Annotated in this window: 19 protein-coding genes; 8 read left to right on the top strand and 11 right to left on the bottom strand. The window is 60.7% G+C overall.

Annotated features, from left to right (window positions below):
* Positions 1-3 precede the first annotated feature (3 nt).
* On the bottom strand, positions 4-1,677 hold the full coding sequence (locus BLU76_RS12795; RefSeq protein WP_003199404.1) for a DEAD/DEAH box helicase: 1,674 nt from the start codon (positions 1,675-1,677) through the stop codon (positions 4-6).
* A gap of 706 nt (positions 1,678-2,383) precedes the next feature.
* Positions 2,384-3,139 (bottom strand): spermidine synthase, encoded by a 756-nt coding sequence (locus tag BLU76_RS12785; protein WP_003199402.1) that lies wholly within the window; start codon positions 3,137-3,139, stop codon positions 2,384-2,386.
* A 142-nt stretch (positions 3,140-3,281) separates the two neighbouring features.
* Between BLU76_RS12785 and BLU76_RS12780 the strand changes: the two genes are divergently transcribed.
* On the top strand, positions 3,282-4,628 hold the full coding sequence (locus BLU76_RS12780) for a class II 3-deoxy-7-phosphoheptulonate synthase (RefSeq protein ID WP_003199400.1): 1,347 nt from the start codon (positions 3,282-3,284) through the stop codon (positions 4,626-4,628).
* Positions 4,629-4,756: 128 nt separating this feature from the next.
* Here the strand turns inward: BLU76_RS12780 and BLU76_RS12775 are convergent, their stop codons facing one another.
* Complete coding sequence (locus BLU76_RS12775) at positions 4,757-5,986, bottom strand: winged helix-turn-helix domain-containing protein (RefSeq protein ID WP_092222952.1); 1,230 nt, start codon at positions 5,984-5,986, stop codon at positions 4,757-4,759.
* 64 nt (positions 5,987-6,050) lie between these two features.
* Positions 6,051-6,269: a DUF1127 domain-containing protein gene (locus BLU76_RS12770; protein WP_063322313.1), complete on the bottom strand. Its 219-nt coding sequence runs from the start codon at positions 6,267-6,269 to the stop codon at positions 6,051-6,053.
* A 97-nt stretch (positions 6,270-6,366) separates the two neighbouring features.
* Between BLU76_RS12770 and BLU76_RS12765 the strand changes: the two genes are divergently transcribed.
* Positions 6,367-7,221, top strand: coding sequence for a LysR substrate-binding domain-containing protein (locus BLU76_RS12765; protein WP_027912697.1), 855 nt, complete (start codon positions 6,367-6,369; stop codon positions 7,219-7,221).
* On the opposite strand, the gene BLU76_RS12760 is transcribed toward BLU76_RS12765, so the two are convergent.
* Positions 7,211-7,960 (bottom strand): sulfite exporter TauE/SafE family protein, encoded by a 750-nt coding sequence (locus tag BLU76_RS12760; protein ID WP_063322314.1) that lies wholly within the window; start codon positions 7,958-7,960, stop codon positions 7,211-7,213. The two genes, BLU76_RS12765 and BLU76_RS12760, sit on opposite strands and share 11 nt — an antisense overlap.
* A gap of 147 nt (positions 7,961-8,107) precedes the next feature.
* On the opposite strand from BLU76_RS12760, the gene BLU76_RS12755 reads away from it, so the two are divergent.
* From BLU76_RS12755 to BLU76_RS12745, 3 genes are all read left to right on the top strand, one after another.
* Complete coding sequence (locus tag BLU76_RS12755) at positions 8,108-8,569, top strand: MarR family winged helix-turn-helix transcriptional regulator (protein WP_063322315.1); 462 nt, start codon at positions 8,108-8,110, stop codon at positions 8,567-8,569.
* A gap of 342 nt (positions 8,570-8,911) precedes the next feature.
* Positions 8,912-9,331 carry an organic hydroperoxide resistance protein gene (locus tag BLU76_RS12750; protein WP_003199389.1) on the top strand — a complete coding sequence of 140 codons (420 nt, stop codon included), beginning with the start codon at positions 8,912-8,914 and terminating at the stop codon, positions 9,329-9,331.
* A gap of 35 nt (positions 9,332-9,366) precedes the next feature.
* On the top strand, positions 9,367-10,380 hold the full coding sequence (locus BLU76_RS12745; protein WP_092222950.1) for an alpha/beta hydrolase: 1,014 nt from the start codon (positions 9,367-9,369) through the stop codon (positions 10,378-10,380).
* 222 nt (positions 10,381-10,602) lie between these two features.
* Here BLU76_RS12745 and BLU76_RS12740 read toward each other — a convergent pair whose 3' ends face one another.
* Together BLU76_RS12740 and earP are read right to left on the bottom strand one after the other, a co-directional pair.
* Positions 10,603-11,172, bottom strand: a complete 570-nt coding sequence (locus BLU76_RS12740) for an elongation factor P (RefSeq protein WP_003199385.1) — start codon at positions 11,170-11,172, stop codon at positions 10,603-10,605.
* Positions 11,173-11,220: 48 nt separating this feature from the next.
* Positions 11,221-12,354, bottom strand: coding sequence for an elongation factor P maturation arginine rhamnosyltransferase EarP (gene earP, locus BLU76_RS12735; RefSeq protein WP_092222948.1), 1,134 nt, complete (start codon positions 12,352-12,354; stop codon positions 11,221-11,223).
* 126 nt (positions 12,355-12,480) lie between these two features.
* On the opposite strand from earP, the gene BLU76_RS12730 reads away from it, so the two are divergent.
* Entirely contained in the window at positions 12,481-12,867 is a 387-nt protein-coding gene (locus BLU76_RS12730) for a hypothetical protein (RefSeq protein ID WP_063322318.1), read from the top strand.
* A gap of 2 nt (positions 12,868-12,869) precedes the next feature.
* Complete coding sequence (locus BLU76_RS12725; RefSeq protein WP_025212614.1) at positions 12,870-13,352, top strand: GreA/GreB family elongation factor; 483 nt, start codon at positions 12,870-12,872, stop codon at positions 13,350-13,352.
* Positions 13,353-13,359: 7 nt separating this feature from the next.
* Here BLU76_RS12725 and cysB read toward each other — a convergent pair whose 3' ends face one another.
* The 4 genes from cysB to BLU76_RS12705 all read right to left on the bottom strand — a co-directional run bounded on the left by cysB (position 13,360) and on the right by BLU76_RS12705 (position 16,921).
* Entirely contained in the window at positions 13,360-14,334 is a 975-nt protein-coding gene (gene cysB / locus BLU76_RS12720; RefSeq protein WP_003199376.1) for an HTH-type transcriptional regulator CysB, read from the bottom strand.
* A 110-nt stretch (positions 14,335-14,444) separates the two neighbouring features.
* The gene (locus BLU76_RS12715) at positions 14,445-14,945 is read right to left on the bottom strand and encodes a universal stress protein (RefSeq protein ID WP_014337270.1); all 501 of its coding nucleotides are present in this window, start codon (positions 14,943-14,945) and stop codon (positions 14,445-14,447) included.
* A 96-nt stretch (positions 14,946-15,041) separates the two neighbouring features.
* The gene (locus BLU76_RS12710) at positions 15,042-15,947 is read right to left on the bottom strand and encodes a 5'-nucleotidase (RefSeq protein WP_092222945.1); all 906 of its coding nucleotides are present in this window, start codon (positions 15,945-15,947) and stop codon (positions 15,042-15,044) included.
* A gap of 20 nt (positions 15,948-15,967) precedes the next feature.
* Positions 15,968-16,921, bottom strand: coding sequence for a putative 2-dehydropantoate 2-reductase (locus BLU76_RS12705; protein ID WP_092222942.1), 954 nt, complete (start codon positions 16,919-16,921; stop codon positions 15,968-15,970).
* Between the two features lie 266 nt (positions 16,922-17,187).
* On the opposite strand from BLU76_RS12705, the gene BLU76_RS12700 reads away from it, so the two are divergent.
* On the top strand, positions 17,188-18,264 hold the full coding sequence (locus BLU76_RS12700; protein ID WP_003199364.1) for a 3-deoxy-7-phosphoheptulonate synthase: 1,077 nt from the start codon (positions 17,188-17,190) through the stop codon (positions 18,262-18,264).
* The last annotated feature ends 123 nt before the right edge of the window (positions 18,265-18,387 follow it).

Here is an 18,387-nt window from a genome sequence, read left to right as displayed (position 1 = left end):
CGATCAATCTTCGCGATAGCGACGCAGCTTGAGCTGCTTGCCAGCCACACGAGTGTCTTTGAGCTTGGTCAGCAACTTCTCCAGACCATCTTCCGGCAGTTCCACCAGGCTGAAGCTGTCACGCACCTGGATGCGACCGATCGCTTCGCGGGCCAGGCCGCCTTCGTTGAGGATGGCACCCAGCAGGTTCTTGGCGGCGATGCCGTCACGGGCACCCAACGCGGTACGGCAGCGGGCACGGCCTTCGGCCAGCGGAATCGGAGCACGACGCTCGCGATCACCACGGTCCGGACGATCACCGGTGCGCTCAGGACGATCGCCACGCGGTGCGTTGTTCGGCACTAGGGGACGCTCTTTCTCGATTGCAGCCAGGTTCAGCGCTTGGCCATTGGTGGCCTTGCGCAGCAGTGCAGCGGCCAGAGCGCGCGGGCTGCAACCGATGTCGGCGGTCAGGCGATCGAGCAGATCACCGTGGGTCGATTCGGCGTCAGCCACCAGTGGCGACAGGCTGTTGGTCAGTTTCTTGATGCGGGCATCGAGAACGGCCTGGGCGTCCGGCAGGCGAACTTCAGCTACCTTCTGGCCAGTTACACGCTCGATTACTTGCAGCATGCGACGCTCACGCGGGGTGACCAGCAGCAGCGCACGGCCTTCGCGACCAGCACGGCCAGTACGGCCGATACGGTGAACGTAGGATTCCGGATCGTACGGCATGTCCACGTTGAATACGTGGGTGATGCGCGGAACGTCCAGGCCACGGGCAGCAACGTCGGTCGCCACAACGATGTCCAGGCGGCCATCCTTGAGGGAGTCGATCACGCGCTCACGCTGGTTCTGGGCAATGTCACCGTTCAGCGCTGCGGCTTTGTAGCCTTTGGCTTCCAGGGCGCTGGCCAGGTCCAGGGTCGCTTGCTTGGTACGCACGAACATGATCAGGGCGTCGAAGTCTTCCACTTCCAGCAAGCTGAGAACGGCGGAAGTCTTCTGGTCGGCGTGAACCAGCAGGTGAGCCTGTTCGATCGCGGTGACGGTCTGGGTCTTGGTCTGGATCTTTACGTGTTGCGGATCGCGCAGGTGGCGCTCGGCAATGGCACGGATCGATTGCGGCAAGGTAGCCGAGAACAATACAGTCTGGCGGGTCGCTGGCAGGGCCTTGAAGATGACTTCCAGGTCATCCATGAAACCCAGCTTGAGCATTTCGTCGGCTTCGTCGAGAACCAGGTGGTTCACGGTGGCCAGGACTTTTTCGTCACGACGCAGGTGATCGCACAGACGACCCGGAGTAGCGACAACGATCTGCGCGCCATTACGGATGGCTTTCAGTTGTGGGCCCATCGGGGCACCGCCATAAACGGCCACAACAGTAACGCCAGGCATCTGCTTGGAATAGGTTTCGAAAGCGGTTGCTACTTGCAGCGCCAACTCACGAGTTGGCGCCAGGATCAGGGCTTGCGGTTCGCGCTTGGCAGGATCGATGCGATGCAGGATCGGCAGGGCGAACGCAGCGGTTTTACCCGTACCGGTTTGCGCCTGGCCAATCATGTCGTGGCCGGCCATGATGATCGGGATCGATTGCTGCTGAATCGCCGAAGGTTCTTCGTAGCCGGTCGCAGTGACGGCAGCAAGAATGTTCGGGTTGAGATTAAAAGCGGCGAAGCCGCCGGTTTCCTGGGTCATGGGTCTGCCTCTAAGTGCATCCGCAAAGACCCATGCTCCAAAGCTGCGCATGCCGTGTTGAGACTCAAGAGTCGCCCTGGCTGCTTTGTCGGCGGGGATTTGCGAAAACGAATGAATGAAAAAGAACGTCGTGGAAGCATCCGTTGTGCGGACATGCAACCGAAGCTGACTTCGGGGAATTGCGCTACCTTGACGCGGCCCGGCTAAAGGCCGGCGCGCACTATACCGGAATTCGCCCGAAAAGGGAGCTTTTTTTATTGCCAGATACCGTTATGGGGCTCGTTGGCCTGGGCCTTGGGACAGCCGGCTAAAACGGTTCACCTCCAGACAACTTTGCCCTTGGTGGCGAGGGAGCTTGCTCCCGCTCGGCTGCGAAGCAGACGCCTGGGTTGATATCTGAAATCGAAGGGGGCCGCTTCGCGACCCAGCGGGAGCAAGCTCCCTCGCCACAAAAGCATTCCGGTCGATCAACCGATTTGCTCTTGAGACTGACACTGACTCGAGGCATTCCCTTAACCCACGCCGTGCCGAATTCCCCGTGGCGAGGGAGCTTGCTCCCGCTGGGGCGCGAAGCGGCCCTAGAGCCCGGCGACGCGGTGGATCAGGTTGATTGAGTGAGCTTGAGAGGGGCTGCTGCGCAGCCCAGCGGGAGCAAGCTCCCTCGCCACAGGGGAACTCACTTGTCAAAAGGTTTTGGGGCCTTTGATCAGGTCGCCGGCCGGATCGCCTTGATCAATGACTGCAACGAATACCCCAAGCGTGGCGCCAGCCCTTCGGCCCTGGCCACCAGTCCTTGCATGTCCAGCTCCTGATCCAGGTCCGCCGGCACGATCAGGATCACATTGCCCTCCTTCACCGGCAGCTCCCAATAATGCCGGTGGTACAAACCGCGCAACAGTGCCGCGCCCAATGGCTTGCCGTCGTCGGTGGCCCATTGGTTGATCACCAGCCAGCCGCCCGGGTTGAGGCGTTTCTGGCAGTTTTCCAGGAAGCCCCAGGCCAGGTGCCCGACGCCAGGACCGACATCGGTATAGAGGTCGACGAAAATCAGGTCCGCAGGCTCAGCGCTTTCAAGCAGTTCCAGTGCATCTCCAACACGGATGTACAGTCGCGGATCGTCATCCAGCCCCAGGTATTCGATGGCCAGGCGCGGCACGTCGGGGCGCAATTCGATGGCCTCGACATCTTCCAACGGCAGGAACTTGAGGCAGGCTTGGGTCAACGTACCAGCGCCCAGCCCCAGAAACAGTGCACTTTCCGGCTGCTCGTGACACAACGCGCCAATGAGCATGGCGCGGGTATAGTCATATTCGAGCCAGCTAGGATCGGCTGTGAACACGCAACTCTGCTCGATGGCATCGCCAAACTCGAGAAACCGATAATCGGCCACTTCGAATACGCGAATCATGCCGAACTCGTCGTGCACCTCGGCGAGCAAATGCTCGACGCGCTCCTCTGTCATTTCATCTCCTGATGGTGACCGTGCCGGCTTGAGCCTGCGGATACGGGACAAAGGCGCGATTGTCCGCGAAGCAACCGGAGCAGGTCACGCACTAATTTGCTGATAACATGGCCGTCCGAGCGTAAATCACCTAGAGATCACGATGAGCCAACCCTGGAGCCCTGACAGCTGGCGCGCCTTGCCGATCCAGCAACAACCCCGCTACCCCGACGCCGCGCACCTGTTGCAGGTGGAGCAGACCCTGGCCAGCTATCCGCCACTGGTGTTTGCCGGTGAAGCCCGGGAGTTGCGCCGTCAGTTCGCCGAGGTGACCCAAGGCCGGGCGTTCCTGCTGCAAGGGGGCGACTGCGCCGAAAGCTTTGCCGAGTTCTCGGCGGCCAAGATCCGCGACACCTTCAAGGTCCTTTTGCAGATGGCGATCGTCATGACCTTTGCCGCCGGCTGCCCGGTGGTCAAGGTTGGGCGCATGGCCGGGCAGTTCGCCAAGCCGCGCTCGGCCAATGATGAAACCATCGACGGCGTGACCTTGCCGGCCTACCGGGGCGACATCGTCAACGGCATCGGTTTCGACGAGAAAAGCCGCGTACCGGACCCGGAGCGGTTGCTGCAGTCCTACCACCAGTCCACCGCCACCTTGAACCTGCTGCGCGCCTTCGCCCAGGGCGGGTTCGCCGACCTGCACCAGGTGCACAAGTGGAACCTGGACTTCATCGCCAACTCGGCCCTGGCGGAAAAATACAGCCACCTGGCCGACCGCATCGACGAAACCCTGGCATTCATGCGCGCCTGCGGCATGGACAGCTCGCCGCAACTGCGTGAAACCAGCTTTTTCACTGCCCACGAAGCGTTGCTGCTCAATTACGAAGAAGCCTTCGTGCGCCGTGACAGCCTGACCAACGACTATTACGACTGCTCGGCCCACATGCTGTGGATCGGCGACCGTACCCGTCAGTTGGACGGCGCCCATGTCGAATTCCTGCGCGGGGTGAACAACCCGATCGGGGTCAAGGTCGGCCCGAGCATGGACCCTGACGACCTGATCCGCCTGATCGACGTGCTCAACCCGCAGAACGACCCCGGTCGACTGAACCTGATCGCCCGGATGGGCGCCAACAAGGTCGGCGAACACTTGCCGCCGCTATTGCGCGCCGTGCAGCGTGAAGGCAAGCAAGTGTTGTGGAGCTCCGACCCGATGCATGGCAACACCATCAAGGCCAGCAGCGGCTACAAGACCCGGGACTTTGCGCAGATCCTCGGCGAAGTGAAGCAGTTCTTCCAGGTCCACGAAGCCGAAGGCACCTATGCCGGCGGAATTCACATCGAGATGACCGGGCAAAACGTCACTGAATGCATCGGCGGCGCGCGCCCGATTACCGAGGATGGGCTATCGGACCGCTACCACACCCACTGCGACCCGCGGATGAATGCCGATCAGTCGCTGGAGCTGGCTTTCCTGATTGCCGAGACATTGAAGCAGGTTCGGCGGTAGGTTCTTCTTCGCCGGTTGGACTGCTATCGCGAGCAAGCTCGCTCCCACAAGGGGGTCCCGGGTGACCACAGGTTTTGTGTTCACAACAGATCCAATGTGGGAGCGAGCTTGCTCGCGATAGCGTCGGGTCAGTCACCACTTAACTGGGCCAATGCCACCGCCAACCGAACCCCACCCACCCGCTGACAGTTAAGCTGGACCTGCTCCAACCCCAACCAATCGGCCATGCGCCGCAGGTTCACCGCCAAGGCTTGCACCCCCTCCTCGTCCAACCCCGGCTCTTCCTCATGCACCGCATGCACCGCCAACCGGCCCAGGGCCCGCTCCGCCCGCAGGTCCACCCGAGCGGCGATGCGTTCATTGTGCAGGAACGGCAACACGTAATAGCCATACACCCGCTTGTGGACAGGCGTGTAGATCTCCAACCGGTAGCGAAAGTCGAACAACCGCTCGGTGCGGTCGCGCTCCCAGACCAGCGAGTCGAACGGCGACAACAAGGCACTGGCGGCGACTTTGCGAGGAATTTTCGCCGCGGGTCGACACCAGGCCGGTTGTTTCCAGCCCTGCACCTGGCAGCGCAGCAGCTCTCCGGCCTCCTCCAACTCAGCCAGGCGCCCGCGGCTGTCGGCCGGAGCGAGGCGAAAGTAGTCGCGCAGGTCTTTCTCTGTCGCAATGCCCAAGGCGTCGGCTGCATGCAGCAGCAAGGCGCGTTGGGCCTGGGCCTCGTCCGGCAACGGTTGCTGCAGGATCGAGGCCGGCAGTACCCGTTCGGGCAAGTCGTAGAGCCGCTCGAACCCGCGCCGCCCCGCCACCGTGACTTCGCCTGCGGCGAACAGCCACTCCAGCGCATGTTTCTCCGCACTCCAGTCCCACCAAGGCCCGGCCTTTTCCTGACGCGTAGACAAGCTGCCCGCACCCAGGGCGCCCTGCTCCTGGACCGACGCCAGAACGCGGCGGATGACATCCTGGCGTTCTTGGCCGAAACGCGCCAACTGCTGATAAATCCCTTCGCCACCCGACGCCCGATTCATGCGCCAGCGCATCAGCGGATACATCGACATCGGCAGCAGCGAGGCTTCATGCCCCCAGTACTCGAACAGCGTACGACGTCGGCCCTGGCTCCAGGCTGCTTGATCAAGCAAATCGCGATTGTAGTGACCGAGACGGGAGAACAGCGGGAGGTAATGCGCGCGCACCAACGCATTGACTGAGTCGATCTGCAGGACGCCGAGGCGTTCGATCAGACGGTTGAGGCGTGAGGGTTGCACCGAAGCTGGCGGTGAGCGCCCATCGAATCCTTGGGCGGCCAACGCCAGACGCCGGGCCTGTTTGAGGGTAAAGGACAGAGTCGCGGGCATGGAGATCTCCTTGTCTGCTCGCAACCTACCTCACCAATAAGGGGTTTGTGTAGGAAAGGATGGCTCATTTGTGCATTGGGTCGTCCCAGAATGGCCGAACCACTTCCCGCTCCACATCGGCACGACTCACGCCAATGTCCTTGAGCGCCTCGTCGCTCATTCCGGCCAGCAGTTCGCGCTCGTGGTGCAATTCGTACCAGCGGCTAAACTTGTGCAGCAGGGCGCTGACGGAAAAGCCGTGGGAGAGTTTGTCTATCAGTAGATAACCTTTTTGACCTTTCATCGTGATGTCCTCCGTTGGGGATGGATCAAGTCTCGCGCTAACGATAAGATCAATCCAACGAATGTTTCTTATGCAATACATCTCGGAGATTGATCAATTGTCGAGTTACCCGAGCATCGATACGGAAGTGCTGCGTACCTTTGTCGCCATCGCCGACCAAGGCGGTTTCACCCGGGCCGGGGAATTGGTCAATCGCACCCAGTCTGCCGTCAGCATGCAGATGAAGCGGTTGGAAGAAGACGTGTTGCAACGACGGTTGTTCGAGCGTGACGGACGCCAGGTCAAGCTCACCGCTGAAGGCCAGGTGCTGTTGGGTTACGCGCGGCGGATCCTCAAGCTGCACAGCGAAGTGTTCAATACCCTGCGTGAACCGCACATGGTTGGCACGGTGCGCATCGGCACGCCGGACGATTACGTGATGCGCTTTCTGCCAGGCATCCTGCAACGCTTCGCCCAGTTCTACCCGCTGATCGAAATTGAAGTGCACTGCGAGTCGTCCAAGCAGTTGCTGCTGCGCCAGGACCTGGACCTGTCCATCGTCACCCGCAAACCGGGGGACGAAATCGGCCAGTTGCTGCGCAAGGAACGCTTTGTCTGGGCCGAAGCCGCTTGCTTCAATGTCCATGAACAAACACCGCTGCCGCTGGCGATGTTCAACAGTGACTGTTTCTGCCGGCAATGGGCCTGCAATGCGCTGGATGCCATGGGTCGCGATTATCGCGTGGCATACAACAGCTCGAGCCTGTCGGCGCTCATGGCGGTGGTGGGCGCCGGCCTGGCAATCACGGCGCAACTGGAAAGCCTGCTGACCCCGGACATGCGCGTACTGGGCGAAGCTGAAGACCTGCCGGAACTGCCCGAGGCCAGCATCATGCTGATCCGCAACCTGCATAACCCATCGCCGATCACCGAGTGCCTGGCCGAGCACATCGTCGAAGGCTTCAAACTTTAAAGGCGAGCAGCACCGCGCACAGCACCAGGAAACCGCAAAACAGCCCGCGCAACAGCCGCTCCGGCAAGGCGTGGGCGACTTTCACCCCCCAACTGATGCTCAGCAGGCCACCGACGGCCAGCGGCAGGCCGATGCTCCAGTCCACCTCATGGTGAAACGCATAAGTGGCGAGGGTCACGCCGGTGCTGGGCAAGGCCAGTGCCAGGGATAACCCTTGGGCGACCACCTGGCTGGTGCCAAAAATGCTGGTCAGGATCGGCGTCGCGACCACGGCCCCGCCAACACCGAAAAGGCCGCCCATGGTACCGGACGCCGCCCCAAGCACGGCGAGCCATGGCCAGCCATAACGCATCTGCGCCGAAGCCGGTGCGTTGGCGGCGAACATGCGGGCCATGTTGTAGAGTGTCAGCGCGATCAGGAACGCGACGAAGCCGATCCGCATGCTGTTCGCGTCGATCCCCACGGCCCAGATCGAACCCAGCCAGGCAAAGCAGAACCCCATGGAAGCCAACGGCAGGACATGGCGCAATTCGATGCGATTGCGCTGGTGATAGCGCCACAACGCAAGCATCACATTGGGCACCACCATGACCAGCGCTGTCCCTTGGGCCATTTGCTGGTCGAGGCCGAACCAGACGCCCAGCACCGGAATGGCAATCAGGCCACCACCGATCCCGAACAATCCCCCCAAGGTGCCCAACACGGCACCAAAGACCAAGAACAGTGCAAATTCGAACACAGAAGACTCCCCTTTTCCTCAGGGCGCTTATCCTACGCAGTCGGCGCCAGCGGGGAAACGTAACATCCATCCGAAATATCAGAATTATCTGGTGCATTAAAGATTCGCCCGCTAGATTCGTATCGATCATTGATTGAAGGTTCTGCCATGAACACCCTGCGCGACACCCCCGAAGCCTGCGAAGCCCTGCTACTCGACAACCAGGTCTGTTTCGCCCTGCACTCCACATCGCTGCTGATGACCAAGGTCTATAAACCGCTGCTACAAGCCCTGGGCCTGACCTATCCGCAATACCTGGCGATGATGGTGTTGTGGGAAAAGGACGGATTGACCGTCGGTGAAATCAGCACGCGCCTACTGACAGACCCCGGCTCGCTGACGCCACTGCTCAAGCGCCTGGAGGTCGAGGGCTTGCTGAGCCGCACCCGCAGCCGTGAAGACGAACGTGTGGTGATTGTCGAACTCACCGAACAGGGCCGCGCCCTGCGCGAAAAAGCCCTCGACATTCCCCAATGCATCCTCGCCGCCAGCGGCCAGACCCTGGAGCAGTTGAAGAAGCTGCAACTTGACCTGCAGGCACTGCGCGGGCATTTGCAAGACAGCCTCTGACTGACCTCCAACTGATCCACCGCTATCGCGAGCAAGCTCGCTCCCACACTTGATGCTCAGTGGCTATAAATCTGCCTTCGACGCAAATCTAATGTGGGAGCGAGCTTGCTCGCGATGGCGGGGTCCTGCCGCTCCTTAATCTCTAACTCGCCCATCTAAATTTTTTTTGCTGCGCTGAAACGCTCTAGCTCAAGGGTTACACGCCCTTTCAGTGGCGCAAATTCAACTCACCTCAAAAATTTATCTTGCGCGCAAAATATTAGCGCTATACATTTGCCTCACACCTAATTAGCGCGCAAACATTTAGCGCGATAACTCCACCCTAGAAACGAGGCTCTCATCATGCAAACTCTCTACACCGCAATCGCAACCTCCACCGGCGGCCGTGATGGTCGTGCGATCTCCAGTGACAACATCCTCGACGTCAAACTCGCCACGCCCAAGGAACTCGGTGGTGCAGGCGGTGCGGCGACCAACCCTGAGCAACTGTTCGCCGCCGGCTACTCGGCCTGCTTCATCGGCGCACTGAAATTCGTGGCTAGCCAGAGCAAACGCAAGATCCCGGACGACGCCTCGATTACCGCCCATGTCGGTATCGGCCAGATCCCCGGCGGTTTCGGCCTCGACATCGACCTGCACATCAGCCTGCCAGGGCTGGACCAGGCCGACGCGCAAAGCCTGGTGGATGCGGCTCACCAAGTCTGCCCGTACTCCAACGCCACCCGCGGCAACGTTGATGTGCGCCTGCACGTGACCGTCTGACCACCAACCCTGGACCCGAACCTAAGGAGATGCACATGAACACGCTCAGCAAAGCCTTTGCCGGCACCCTTCTCACCCTCAGCGTCAGCAGTGCCTTCGCCGACGGCATCGTCGAACACAACACCCAGGCGTTTCTCGACGTGCTGAATGCCGGCACTGGCAAGCCCCTGGAGCAACTGTCGCCCAAGGACGCCCGCGCCGTATTGGTGGGCGCCCAGGCGGGGGTGAAACTGACTTTGCCCAAGGCCGACGTCAGCGAGAAAACCATCCAGGTCGATGGCCAGCCGATCAGCCTGACCATCGTTCGCCCGGCCGGGGTCAAGGGTGAGTTGCCCGTATTCATGTTCTTCCACGGCGGTGGCTGGGTATTGGGTGACTTCCCGACCCACGAACGCCTGGTTCGAGATCTGGTGGCGGGCTCGGGCGCTGTCGCGGTGTTCGTCAACTACACGCCCTCACCCGAGGCGCATTACCCGGTGGCGATCAACCAGGCCTACGCCGCCACGAAATGGGTGGCCGAACACGGAAAGCAGATCAACGTCGACGGCAAGCGCCTGGCCGTGGTGGGCAACAGCGTCGGCGGCAACATGGCGGCGGTCGTGGCCCTGATGGCGAAGGACAAAGGCACGCCGGCGATCCGTTTCCAGGCGTTGCTATGGCCGGTGACCGACGCCAGCTTCGAGACGGCGTCCTACAACCAGTTCGCCGAAGGGCACTTCCTCAGTAAAAACATGATGAAATGGTTCTGGGACAACTACACCACCGATGCCGGGCAACGCGGCGAGATCTATGCCTCGCCGCTGCGGGCCAGCACCGCACAACTCAAGGGCCTGCCGCCAGCACTGGTGCAGACCGCCGAGGCTGATGTCTTGCGCGATGAAGGCGAAGCCTATGCCCGCAAGCTGGACGCGGCCGGTGTACCCGTCACCGCCGTGCGCTACAACGGCATGATCCACGACTATGGCTTGCTCAACGTGGTCAGCCAGGTGCCAGCGGTGCGTTCGGCGATGTTGCAGGTGTCCGAAGAGCTCAAGCAGCACTTGAAATAACTGGGCCCCGGAGCCTTTGTGGCGAGGGAGCTTGCTCCCGCTCGGCTGCGCAGCAGTCGTAAAATGGGCAAATGCGGTATGACTGGATAATTGCGTTGTCTGGGTTTGGGGCTGCTGTACAGCCCAGCGGGAGCAAGCTCCCTCGCCACAGGGTTCTGCTGAGACACTTGAAATAAAAAAGCCCGACTCAATGGTCGGGCTTTTTCATACACAAGGCTTCGCTTATTTAGCGCGGCCTTTGTAGGAACCGCCTTCGCGGGTATCGATCTCGATCATGTCGCCGATTTCGATGAAGTCAGCGACCGACAGCTCGGTACCGTTCTTCAGTTTGGCAGGCTTCATCACCTTGCCGGAAGTGTCACCGCGAGCGGAGCCTTCGGTGTAGTCAACCTGACGCACGATGGTGGTCGGCAGTTCTACGGAAACCAGGCGTTCTTCGAAGAACACGGCTTCGCAGACGTCGGTCATGCCTTCTTCGATGAACGGCAGAACGCTTTCGATGTCTTCGGCGTTCAGCTCGTACATGGTGTAGTCAGTGGTGTCCATGAACGTGTAGGTGTCGCCGCTGATGAAGGACAGGGTCGCTTCTTTGCGGTCGAGGATCACGTCGTCCAGTTTGTCGTCGGCGCTGTAGACGATCTCGGTCTTGTAACCGGTCAGCAGGTTCTTCAGCTTGGTCTTCATGATCGCGCTGTTACGACCCGACTTGGTGAACTCAGCTTTCTGAACCAGCCAAGGATCGTTTTCGAGACGGATCACGGTCCCGGGTTTCAGTTCTTTACCAGTTTTCATTGCGAATATCCGAATTTGGATGGGATTTACAAAAATCTAGGCCGCGTATCATATCCAATTTACATAAAACTTCACCAGCGCTGCGGCAAGATCGGCTCGCGAGGCCTGTTCCAGACACCACGCCTGGGCATGTCCGGCCAGTTCCTGCTGCTGTTCACGGGTGGCTTTCCAATATTCGGTCATGTCCTGGCCGGCATTCCAGGCCCGCCAAAGACCGCTGATCGCTTTTTGCGCAGCCGGTGAAAGCCCCTGATTGTAGAGCCTGAGAAATGCCTCGAGCTTTTCCAGGTGGACGTCTTCTTCCTGCTGGTAGATATGCCAGAGCAGCGGCCGACCAGCCCATTGCGCGCGCACGAAGGAGTCTTCGCCACGCACGGCGTTGAAATCACAGCACCACAGCAACTGGTCGTACTGATCCTGGCGAACGAACGGCAGCACCTGCACCGTCAGTGCACCGCGTCGATGCAGCGCACCGACCTTCAGGCCTTCGACACCGAGCCAACACTCGACGTCGCCCAACACTCGCCCTTCGGGAACCAGCACATGAAATGCCTGGGTATCGGCTGCCATCGCGTCAAACCAACTCGCCAGCCCAGCGTTCTCGTAGGCAAACAGCGAGATCAGGCAGGCTTGCGGCGCCCGCTCCACGCCCAATCCTTGCAGGAAACTGCGTTGCGCTTCGGCATCCTGCTGAAATTGCCGGCGGCGCTCCAGCAGGCCGGCCTCGCGCAGCAAGCCACCCGTTCCCTCCCGAAAGCCGGGGAAAAAGAAATATTTCTGCACGTGCTTGTATTTGACTGACGGTAAGCCATGGCAACCGATCACCCAGTCCTCGGCGCTCAAATAATCGAGGTTCATCCACAGGGGCGTCGTCTGGCGCGCAGCCATCGCATCCATGTAGGCGCTCGGCAGTTGGCAGGCAAACGCGGCGATCACCACGTCGGCGGCTTCGGTGGGCGCCCACTCCTCGGGCCAGTGACGCACTTGCACGCCCTGCTGCCATTGCTCGGACAGGGTGATGTCGATTTCCGGGCAAATTCGTTCGAAGGCACGCAGGTCATCGACCCATAACCGCACCGCGCATCGATGCTCGGCCACCAACTGCCGAGCCAGACGCCATGTGACACCAATGTCGCCAAAGTTATCGACGACGGTGCAAAAAATATCCCAACGCACAGTCATTCCCGACTCCCTGTGGCAAAGGCCTGATTGTCCCGAATAAACCGATCACGCAGAAGAGCCGACGGCGATTAATCTTCATGCGACAATATCGCCTGCCCATGCCCATGCCCCTGCCAGGAAGCAGCCATGCCCGATCACCCGACACCCTCGCGCCTCACGGCTTTGCAATTGACCTTCAGCATCGCCCTGGGCCTGTGGCTGGGGTTCCTCGCCATCGTGTTGACGGGCTGGCTACTGTCCAGATTCCTGTTCAACGAACAACTGGCACCCGTGGCCGCCGCCGTCCATCAACTGGCGCAACCACCGGCGGTGCAACCACCTCCAGAGCCGCCCACGCCGATGTTCGAGCAGTACCAGCAGAACCTGCAGAGGAACGAACAACGCCAGGCGCTCGATCAGGCCCGCAACAATCCGCGCAACCTGTCCAACCCCAAGTGCCAGTTCTGGCTGCAACAGGACCAGAATGCGCCCAGTGAGAAAAGCCGCGCCAACGTCCTGCAATTCTGCGAATGACCATGAACAAACAGACCGTCCACCAGTTGATCCTCGACAAGCTCAAAATTGATCTCGACATCGCCGAACGCGCCGCGCAGACCGCCTACGAAACCGCGACCCACGAAGAAAACATCGCCGAGAACAAATACGACACCCTGGGCCTTGAAGCTTCTTACCTCGCTGCCGGGCAAGCCAGGCGCGTGGAAGAAATACGCCAGGCCCTCGCCCTCTGCCAGAACCTGACACTAAGGCCATACGACGAACAGCGCGGCATTCAGGTGGGCACGTTGATTGGTTTAGAGGATGAGGACGGTCGCCAGCAATGGCTGTTCCTGGGACCGGATGCGGCGGGCTTGAAGGTCTCGCTGGTGGGCCAGCCGATCACCGTCATCACCCCTCGCTCACCGCTGGGCCGCGGCCTTTTGGGCAAGTTCGAAGGGGATGAAGTAGAGATCGTGGTAGCGGGCGCCCGGCAACAGTTCGCTGTCACCGAGGCGATCTAGAAGGGTCTTAGTGCACCGGTAGCTCGACGCCGTCGAACAACTCTTCAAGTTCTTGCTTGTTGTGGCACTGGATGGCCTTGGCCATCACTTCCCGGGTCAGGTGCGGTGCAAACTTCTCGATGAAATCGCACATGAACCCCCGCAGGAAAGTGCCACGACGGAAACCGATCTTGGTCACGCTGGATTCGAACAACTCACTGGCATCCAGTACCACCAGGTCGCTGTCGAGCTTGGTATCGACGGCCATCTTCGCGACGATGCCCACACCCAGGCCCAGGCGAACGTAGGTCTTGATCACGTCGGCGTCGGCGGCGGTGAACACCACCTTGGGCGTCAGGCCACGATGGCTGAAGGCTTCGTCAAGTTTGGAACGACCCGTGAAACCGAATACGTAGGTCACGATCGGGTATTCGGCCAGGGCTTCGAGGGTCAGCTTCGGCAGCTTGGTCAACGGATGGCCCTGGGGCACGACCACGCAGCGGTTCCAGCGATAGCACGGCATCATCACCAAGTCCCCGAACAGTTCCAAGGCCTCGGTGGCAATGGCGAAGTCCACGGTACCGTCGGCGGCCATTTCGGCGATCTGCATCGGCGACCCCTGGTGCATGTGCAGCGCCACGTCCGGGTATTGCTTGATGAAGTTGCTGATCACCGGCGGCAGCGCATAACGGGCCTGGGTGTGGGTGGTGGCGATCGACAAGGTGCCTTTTTTCTCGTTGGAGAATTCCTGGGCGATCTGCTTGATGCTTTCGACCTTGCGCAGGATCTCGCCAGCGGTGGTGATGATGCGCTCACCGGCCGGCGTCACGCGGGTCAGGTGTTTGCCACTGCGGGCGAAGACTTCGACGCCCAGTTCATCTTCCAACAGGCGGATCTGCTTGCTGATGCCGGGTTGCGATGTGTAGAGGCTTTGGGCAGTAGCGGAAACGTTGAGGTCGTGGTGCGCCACTTCCCAGATGTAGCGCAGTTGTTGAAGCTTCATATGTATCCCTCAAAGCAGTTGGACGCCACGGGCATCAGCGACGGTATATAACTATATGAAAGGTTTTTGCAATAAATCTAGAACTTTTTATAAAATGCCATCGTTTCGCCTCAGGCCTCTCCCTGGCGTCGGCGCTGTACCAGCGGTACCAGATAGACAGGCACCCGGGATAACTGCAATACCCGTGCAGCGGTTCTGCCCAAGGGGGTTTCACCGCTTGCCCCTTGGCAATGACTGCCTACGATCAGCAAGTCGACGGAGAGTTTCGCAGCCTGCTCCAGGATGACTTGGGAAGGATCGCCCTGGTACACCCTGACCGACTTGATCAGTTTCAAGTCCTGCTGCCCTTCCCCCAACTCCTCGCGGAAACTGTCGAGCACCCGCTGTTCGATATTGGCCATCACCGTATTCAGACCTTGGCGGTGAAATTCGTTCAGCGCCTGCTCGTCGAGATAGCTTTGCAACACCGACTCGGCGAACAGCCCCATCGGTTCTACCGCATGCACCACATACAACTCGGCTTCAAACGTCCGTGCTAACGCCAAGGCATGCTGCATCACATAAGGGGCGTACAGGCCCAGGTCTGTGGCGTACAGCATCGAACGAATCATGTGACCTCCTCGCGTGCCAAAATGGCGGAGATTGATTCAGCTTAGCAGCGCCCAGGGGACTGCGACGTGCGGCTTGACGTCCCGGACCAAGGGCAGTCAGGGCTTCACTTCGTTACTGATACCGTGGGGCACGTGACCGGTGGCGACCACCTCCCGGGCCAGTTCGCAATGGCCGGTCTGGTCATCGAAAAAAACATCGGCGGCGAAGGCTTCGAGGAAGGCCGACTTGGTCAGGCCACCCAGGAACAACGACTCGTCCAGGCGAATATCCCACTCACGCAAGGTCCGGATGACCCGCTCGTGGGCCGGTGCCGAACGGGCCGTCACCAACGCCGTACGAATGGGGCAGGCGTCCTCGGGAAACTCACGCTGCAGTGCATTGAGCGCCGCCAGGAACCCCTTGAACGGCCCGCCTCGCAGCGGCTCGCGGGCGGCCTGTCGCTCGCTGGCCTGGAAGGCCTCCAACCCATCGGCCTGATAGACGCGTTCCGACTCATCGGAAAACAGCACGGCATCGCCGTCGAAGGCAATGCGCAGTTCCTCGCTGGCCGCGCGACTGGCACCACCCGACAGGATGGTCGCGGCGGCAAACCCGGCGTCCAGGGCACTGCGCACGTCTTCAGCGTGGGTGGACAAAAAGAGATCACAACCGAACGCCTTGAGGTACGGGTACGGGCTGCGACCGCCCACGAAAGCCGCGCGCGAGATCGCCAGCCCATAATGATGGATCGAGTTGAACACCCGAAGGCCGGTGTCGGCGCTGTTGCGCGAAACCAGGATGACTTCGACCCGGGCACGCCCCAGGTGCTCGTTAAGGCTCAGCAGCTTTTGCACCAGGGCGAAGGCGTCGCCGGGTGCCAGGACTTCGTCTTCATGCTCGATCTGGTATTGCCGATAGGCTTCGACACCACTCGACAAGTACACCTTGTGGCTTTCCCTCAGGTCGAACAGCGCCCGCGACGAAATCGCCAGCACCAGTTTGTCGTCGATGTTGCTTGCCATACCGCTCCCCTTTCGCCCGCTCAGCGGTTATATCGGTCCACGAACGCCAACGCCTGGTACAAGGCTTCGATTTTCGGCAGCTCACACCCTGCCGCTTTCGCTGCCGCCAATGGCCGGCCGTAGATCGCGTCCAGTTCCAGCACACGCTTGTGGGAATAATCGTGGTACATGCTCGGCCAGTAGTCGGGCATCTTCTCGGTCATCGTGAACAGATACTCGGCATAACCCGGCGCGATATGATGCCCGCAGGCTTGCGCACCGCGGACCACCTCCCCCATCAGTGCCTGGATCAATTCGCGGCTATGGTCGTTGGCCATCAACGGCGTGGTACTGGCGCCCAACAGGACCGAAAGCCCGTTGTACGGCACATTCCACACCAGCTTCTGCCAGCGGGCCTGTTGCAGGCCCGGCATGGCCTGGGCGTCGATACCGGCGCTGCGGAACAGCGTCGCCGCCTCTTCGACGATCACCATGCGTTGTGCCTGATCGGCGCAAGGCCCACTGTGATAACCGACGTTGACCGCGCCCAGGGCCTGGTGGGTGACGACACCAGGGCCGACGCGATGCACGCAGATCAGGCACAGGCCGCCCAACAGGTGCAACGAATCGGGCAACAAAGGGCGAAGATCGTCTTCGACATCCAGGCCGTTCTGCAGCAAAAGGACTTTTGCCCCCTCAGCGGCAGCGTGGGTAATGACCGGGGCCAGCTCGGTATTGCTGGTGGTCTTGGCGCCAACCAGCAGCCAGTCGCAGGGCGGCATGTCGGCTGCCGAGCGATACGCCTGGACGGGGTTGAGGGCCAGCGTACCGTGGACCGCGCTGTCGATCCGCAAACCGGCTTCGGCCACGGCGGCAAATTCGCTGCGCAGTAAAAAGTGCACGTCAAAACCGGCACGCGCCAGCATCACGCCGTAGAACCCACCGATCGCCCCGGTGCCGATCATCCCGATCCGCGGTTTCACGCCTGCCTGCATCTTTGCAACTCTCCTGGTAAAAGCCCCTGCACACTATCAGCGCGAGCGGCATGGCATGCAATCATCATTACATCTGCTCACGAATCTGCTGCTGAGCCATCGCCAAGGCCTTTTCCCCGCCTATAGGGCATTAAACCCGTCCCAGCCCATTGTCGAGCCCCCTCGTAACGCGATAAGGTTCGGCTCCCCGACGCGCTTAAAATCCGCTGTGCACCGCCGCGCGGGGATCGCTGGCGGCCGGCACCCGTGACCTGACGAGTAACACGATGGCTGATTTACCGATCAACGACCTTAACGTCGCCTCCAACGAGACCCTCATCACGCCTGACCAGCTCAAGCGTGATATTCCCCTGAGCGACGCTGCCCTGCGCACCGTGACCAAGGGCCGGGAAGTCATCCGCAACATCCTGGACGGCACCGATCATCGCCTGTTCGTGGTCATCGGGCCCTGCTCGATCCATGACATCAAGGCCGCCCACGAATACGCCGAGCGCCTGAAGGTGCTGGCTGCGGAAGTCTCCGACACCTTGTACCTGGTCATGCGGGTGTATTTCGAGAAGCCCCGGACCACTGTCGGCTGGAAAGGCCTGATCAACGACCCGTACCTGGATGACTCCTTCAAGATCCAGGACGGCCTGCACATCGGTCGTCAATTGCTGCTGGACCTGGCGGAAATGGGCCTGCCCACGGCCACCGAAGCCCTGGACCCGATCTCGCCGCAATACTTGCAGGACCTGATCAGCTGGTCGGCCATCGGCGCGCGCACCACAGAATCCCAGACCCACCGCGAAATGGCCTCCGGCCTGTCGTCGGCGGTGGGCTTCAAGAACGGCACCGACGGTGGCCTCACCGTGGCGATCAACGCCTTGCAGTCGGTCTCCAGCCCACACCGTTTCCTGGGCATCAACCAGGAAGGCGGCGTGTCGATCGTCACCACCAAGGGCAACGCCTATGGTCACGTGGTACTGCGCGGCGGCAACGGCAAGCCGAACTACGATTCGGTCAGCGTCGCGCTGTGTGAACAGGCGCTGAACAAAGCCAAGATCAAGCCGAACATCATGGTCGACTGCAGCCACGCCAACTCCAACAAGGACCCGGCACTGCAGCCGCTGGTGATGGAGAACGTGGCCAACCAGATCCTGGAAGGCAACCAGTCGATTATCGGCCTGATGGTCGAAAGCCACTTGAATTGGGGCTGCCAAGCCATCCCGAAAGACCTCGCCGACTTGCAGTACGGCGTCTCCATCACCGATGCCTGCATCGACTGGAGCGCCACCGAGAACACCCTGCGCAGCATGCATGCCAAGCTCAAGGATGTTCTGCCGAAGCGTCAGCGCGGTTAAAAAACATCGCAGCTTCGTTTCACTCGACAGCTCCTACACAGCTCCTGTACATATTTGGAGCGGGGATGTAGGAGCTGGCGAAGCCTGCGATCCTTTACTTTCCTCAAGGCATAAAAAAACGCC

The organism is Pseudomonas sp. NFACC08-1 (assembly GCF_900106735.1).
Taxonomy (GTDB): domain Bacteria; phylum Pseudomonadota; class Gammaproteobacteria; order Pseudomonadales; family Pseudomonadaceae; genus Aquipseudomonas; species Aquipseudomonas fluorescens_Q.
Note: the sequence above shows the minus strand (reverse complement) of the source record. Positions and strands in the feature narration are given on the sequence as shown.

Excerpts from the sequence above, each read along its gene's own strand:
- BLU76_RS12755 (WP_063322315.1), top strand. The coding sequence starts at position 8,108 with ATGAACACCCTGCGCGACACCCCCGAAGCCTGCGAAGCCCTGCTACTC.
- earP (WP_092222948.1), bottom strand. The coding sequence starts at position 12,354 with ATGACTGTGCGTTGGGATATTTTTTGCACCGTCGTCGATAACTTTGGC.
- BLU76_RS12780 (WP_003199400.1), top strand. The coding sequence starts at position 3,282 with ATGAGCCAACCCTGGAGCCCTGACAGCTGGCGCGCCTTGCCGATCCAG.
- BLU76_RS12730 (WP_063322318.1), top strand. The coding sequence starts at position 12,481 with ATGCCCGATCACCCGACACCCTCGCGCCTCACGGCTTTGCAATTGACC.
- BLU76_RS12725 (WP_025212614.1), top strand. The coding sequence starts at position 12,870 with ATGAACAAACAGACCGTCCACCAGTTGATCCTCGACAAGCTCAAAATT.
- cysB (WP_003199376.1), bottom strand. The coding sequence starts at position 14,334 with ATGAAGCTTCAACAACTGCGCTACATCTGGGAAGTGGCGCACCACGAC.
- BLU76_RS12795 (WP_003199404.1), bottom strand. The coding sequence starts at position 1,677 with ATGACCCAGGAAACCGGCGGCTTCGCCGCTTTTAATCTCAACCCGAAC.
- BLU76_RS12705 (WP_092222942.1), bottom strand. The coding sequence starts at position 16,921 with ATGCAGGCAGGCGTGAAACCGCGGATCGGGATGATCGGCACCGGGGCG.
- BLU76_RS12745 (WP_092222950.1), top strand. The coding sequence starts at position 9,367 with ATGAACACGCTCAGCAAAGCCTTTGCCGGCACCCTTCTCACCCTCAGC.
- BLU76_RS12750 (WP_003199389.1), top strand. The coding sequence starts at position 8,912 with ATGCAAACTCTCTACACCGCAATCGCAACCTCCACCGGCGGCCGTGAT.
- BLU76_RS12700 (WP_003199364.1), top strand. The coding sequence starts at position 17,188 with ATGGCTGATTTACCGATCAACGACCTTAACGTCGCCTCCAACGAGACC.
- BLU76_RS12775 (WP_092222952.1), bottom strand. The coding sequence starts at position 5,986 with ATGCCCGCGACTCTGTCCTTTACCCTCAAACAGGCCCGGCGTCTGGCG.
- BLU76_RS12785 (WP_003199402.1), bottom strand. The coding sequence starts at position 3,139 with ATGACAGAGGAGCGCGTCGAGCATTTGCTCGCCGAGGTGCACGACGAG.
- BLU76_RS12770 (WP_063322313.1), bottom strand. The coding sequence starts at position 6,269 with ATGAAAGGTCAAAAAGGTTATCTACTGATAGACAAACTCTCCCACGGC.
- BLU76_RS12710 (WP_092222945.1), bottom strand. The coding sequence starts at position 15,947 with ATGGCAAGCAACATCGACGACAAACTGGTGCTGGCGATTTCGTCGCGG.
- BLU76_RS12740 (WP_003199385.1), bottom strand. The coding sequence starts at position 11,172 with ATGAAAACTGGTAAAGAACTGAAACCCGGGACCGTGATCCGTCTCGAA.
- BLU76_RS12715 (WP_014337270.1), bottom strand. The coding sequence starts at position 14,945 with ATGATTCGTTCGATGCTGTACGCCACAGACCTGGGCCTGTACGCCCCT.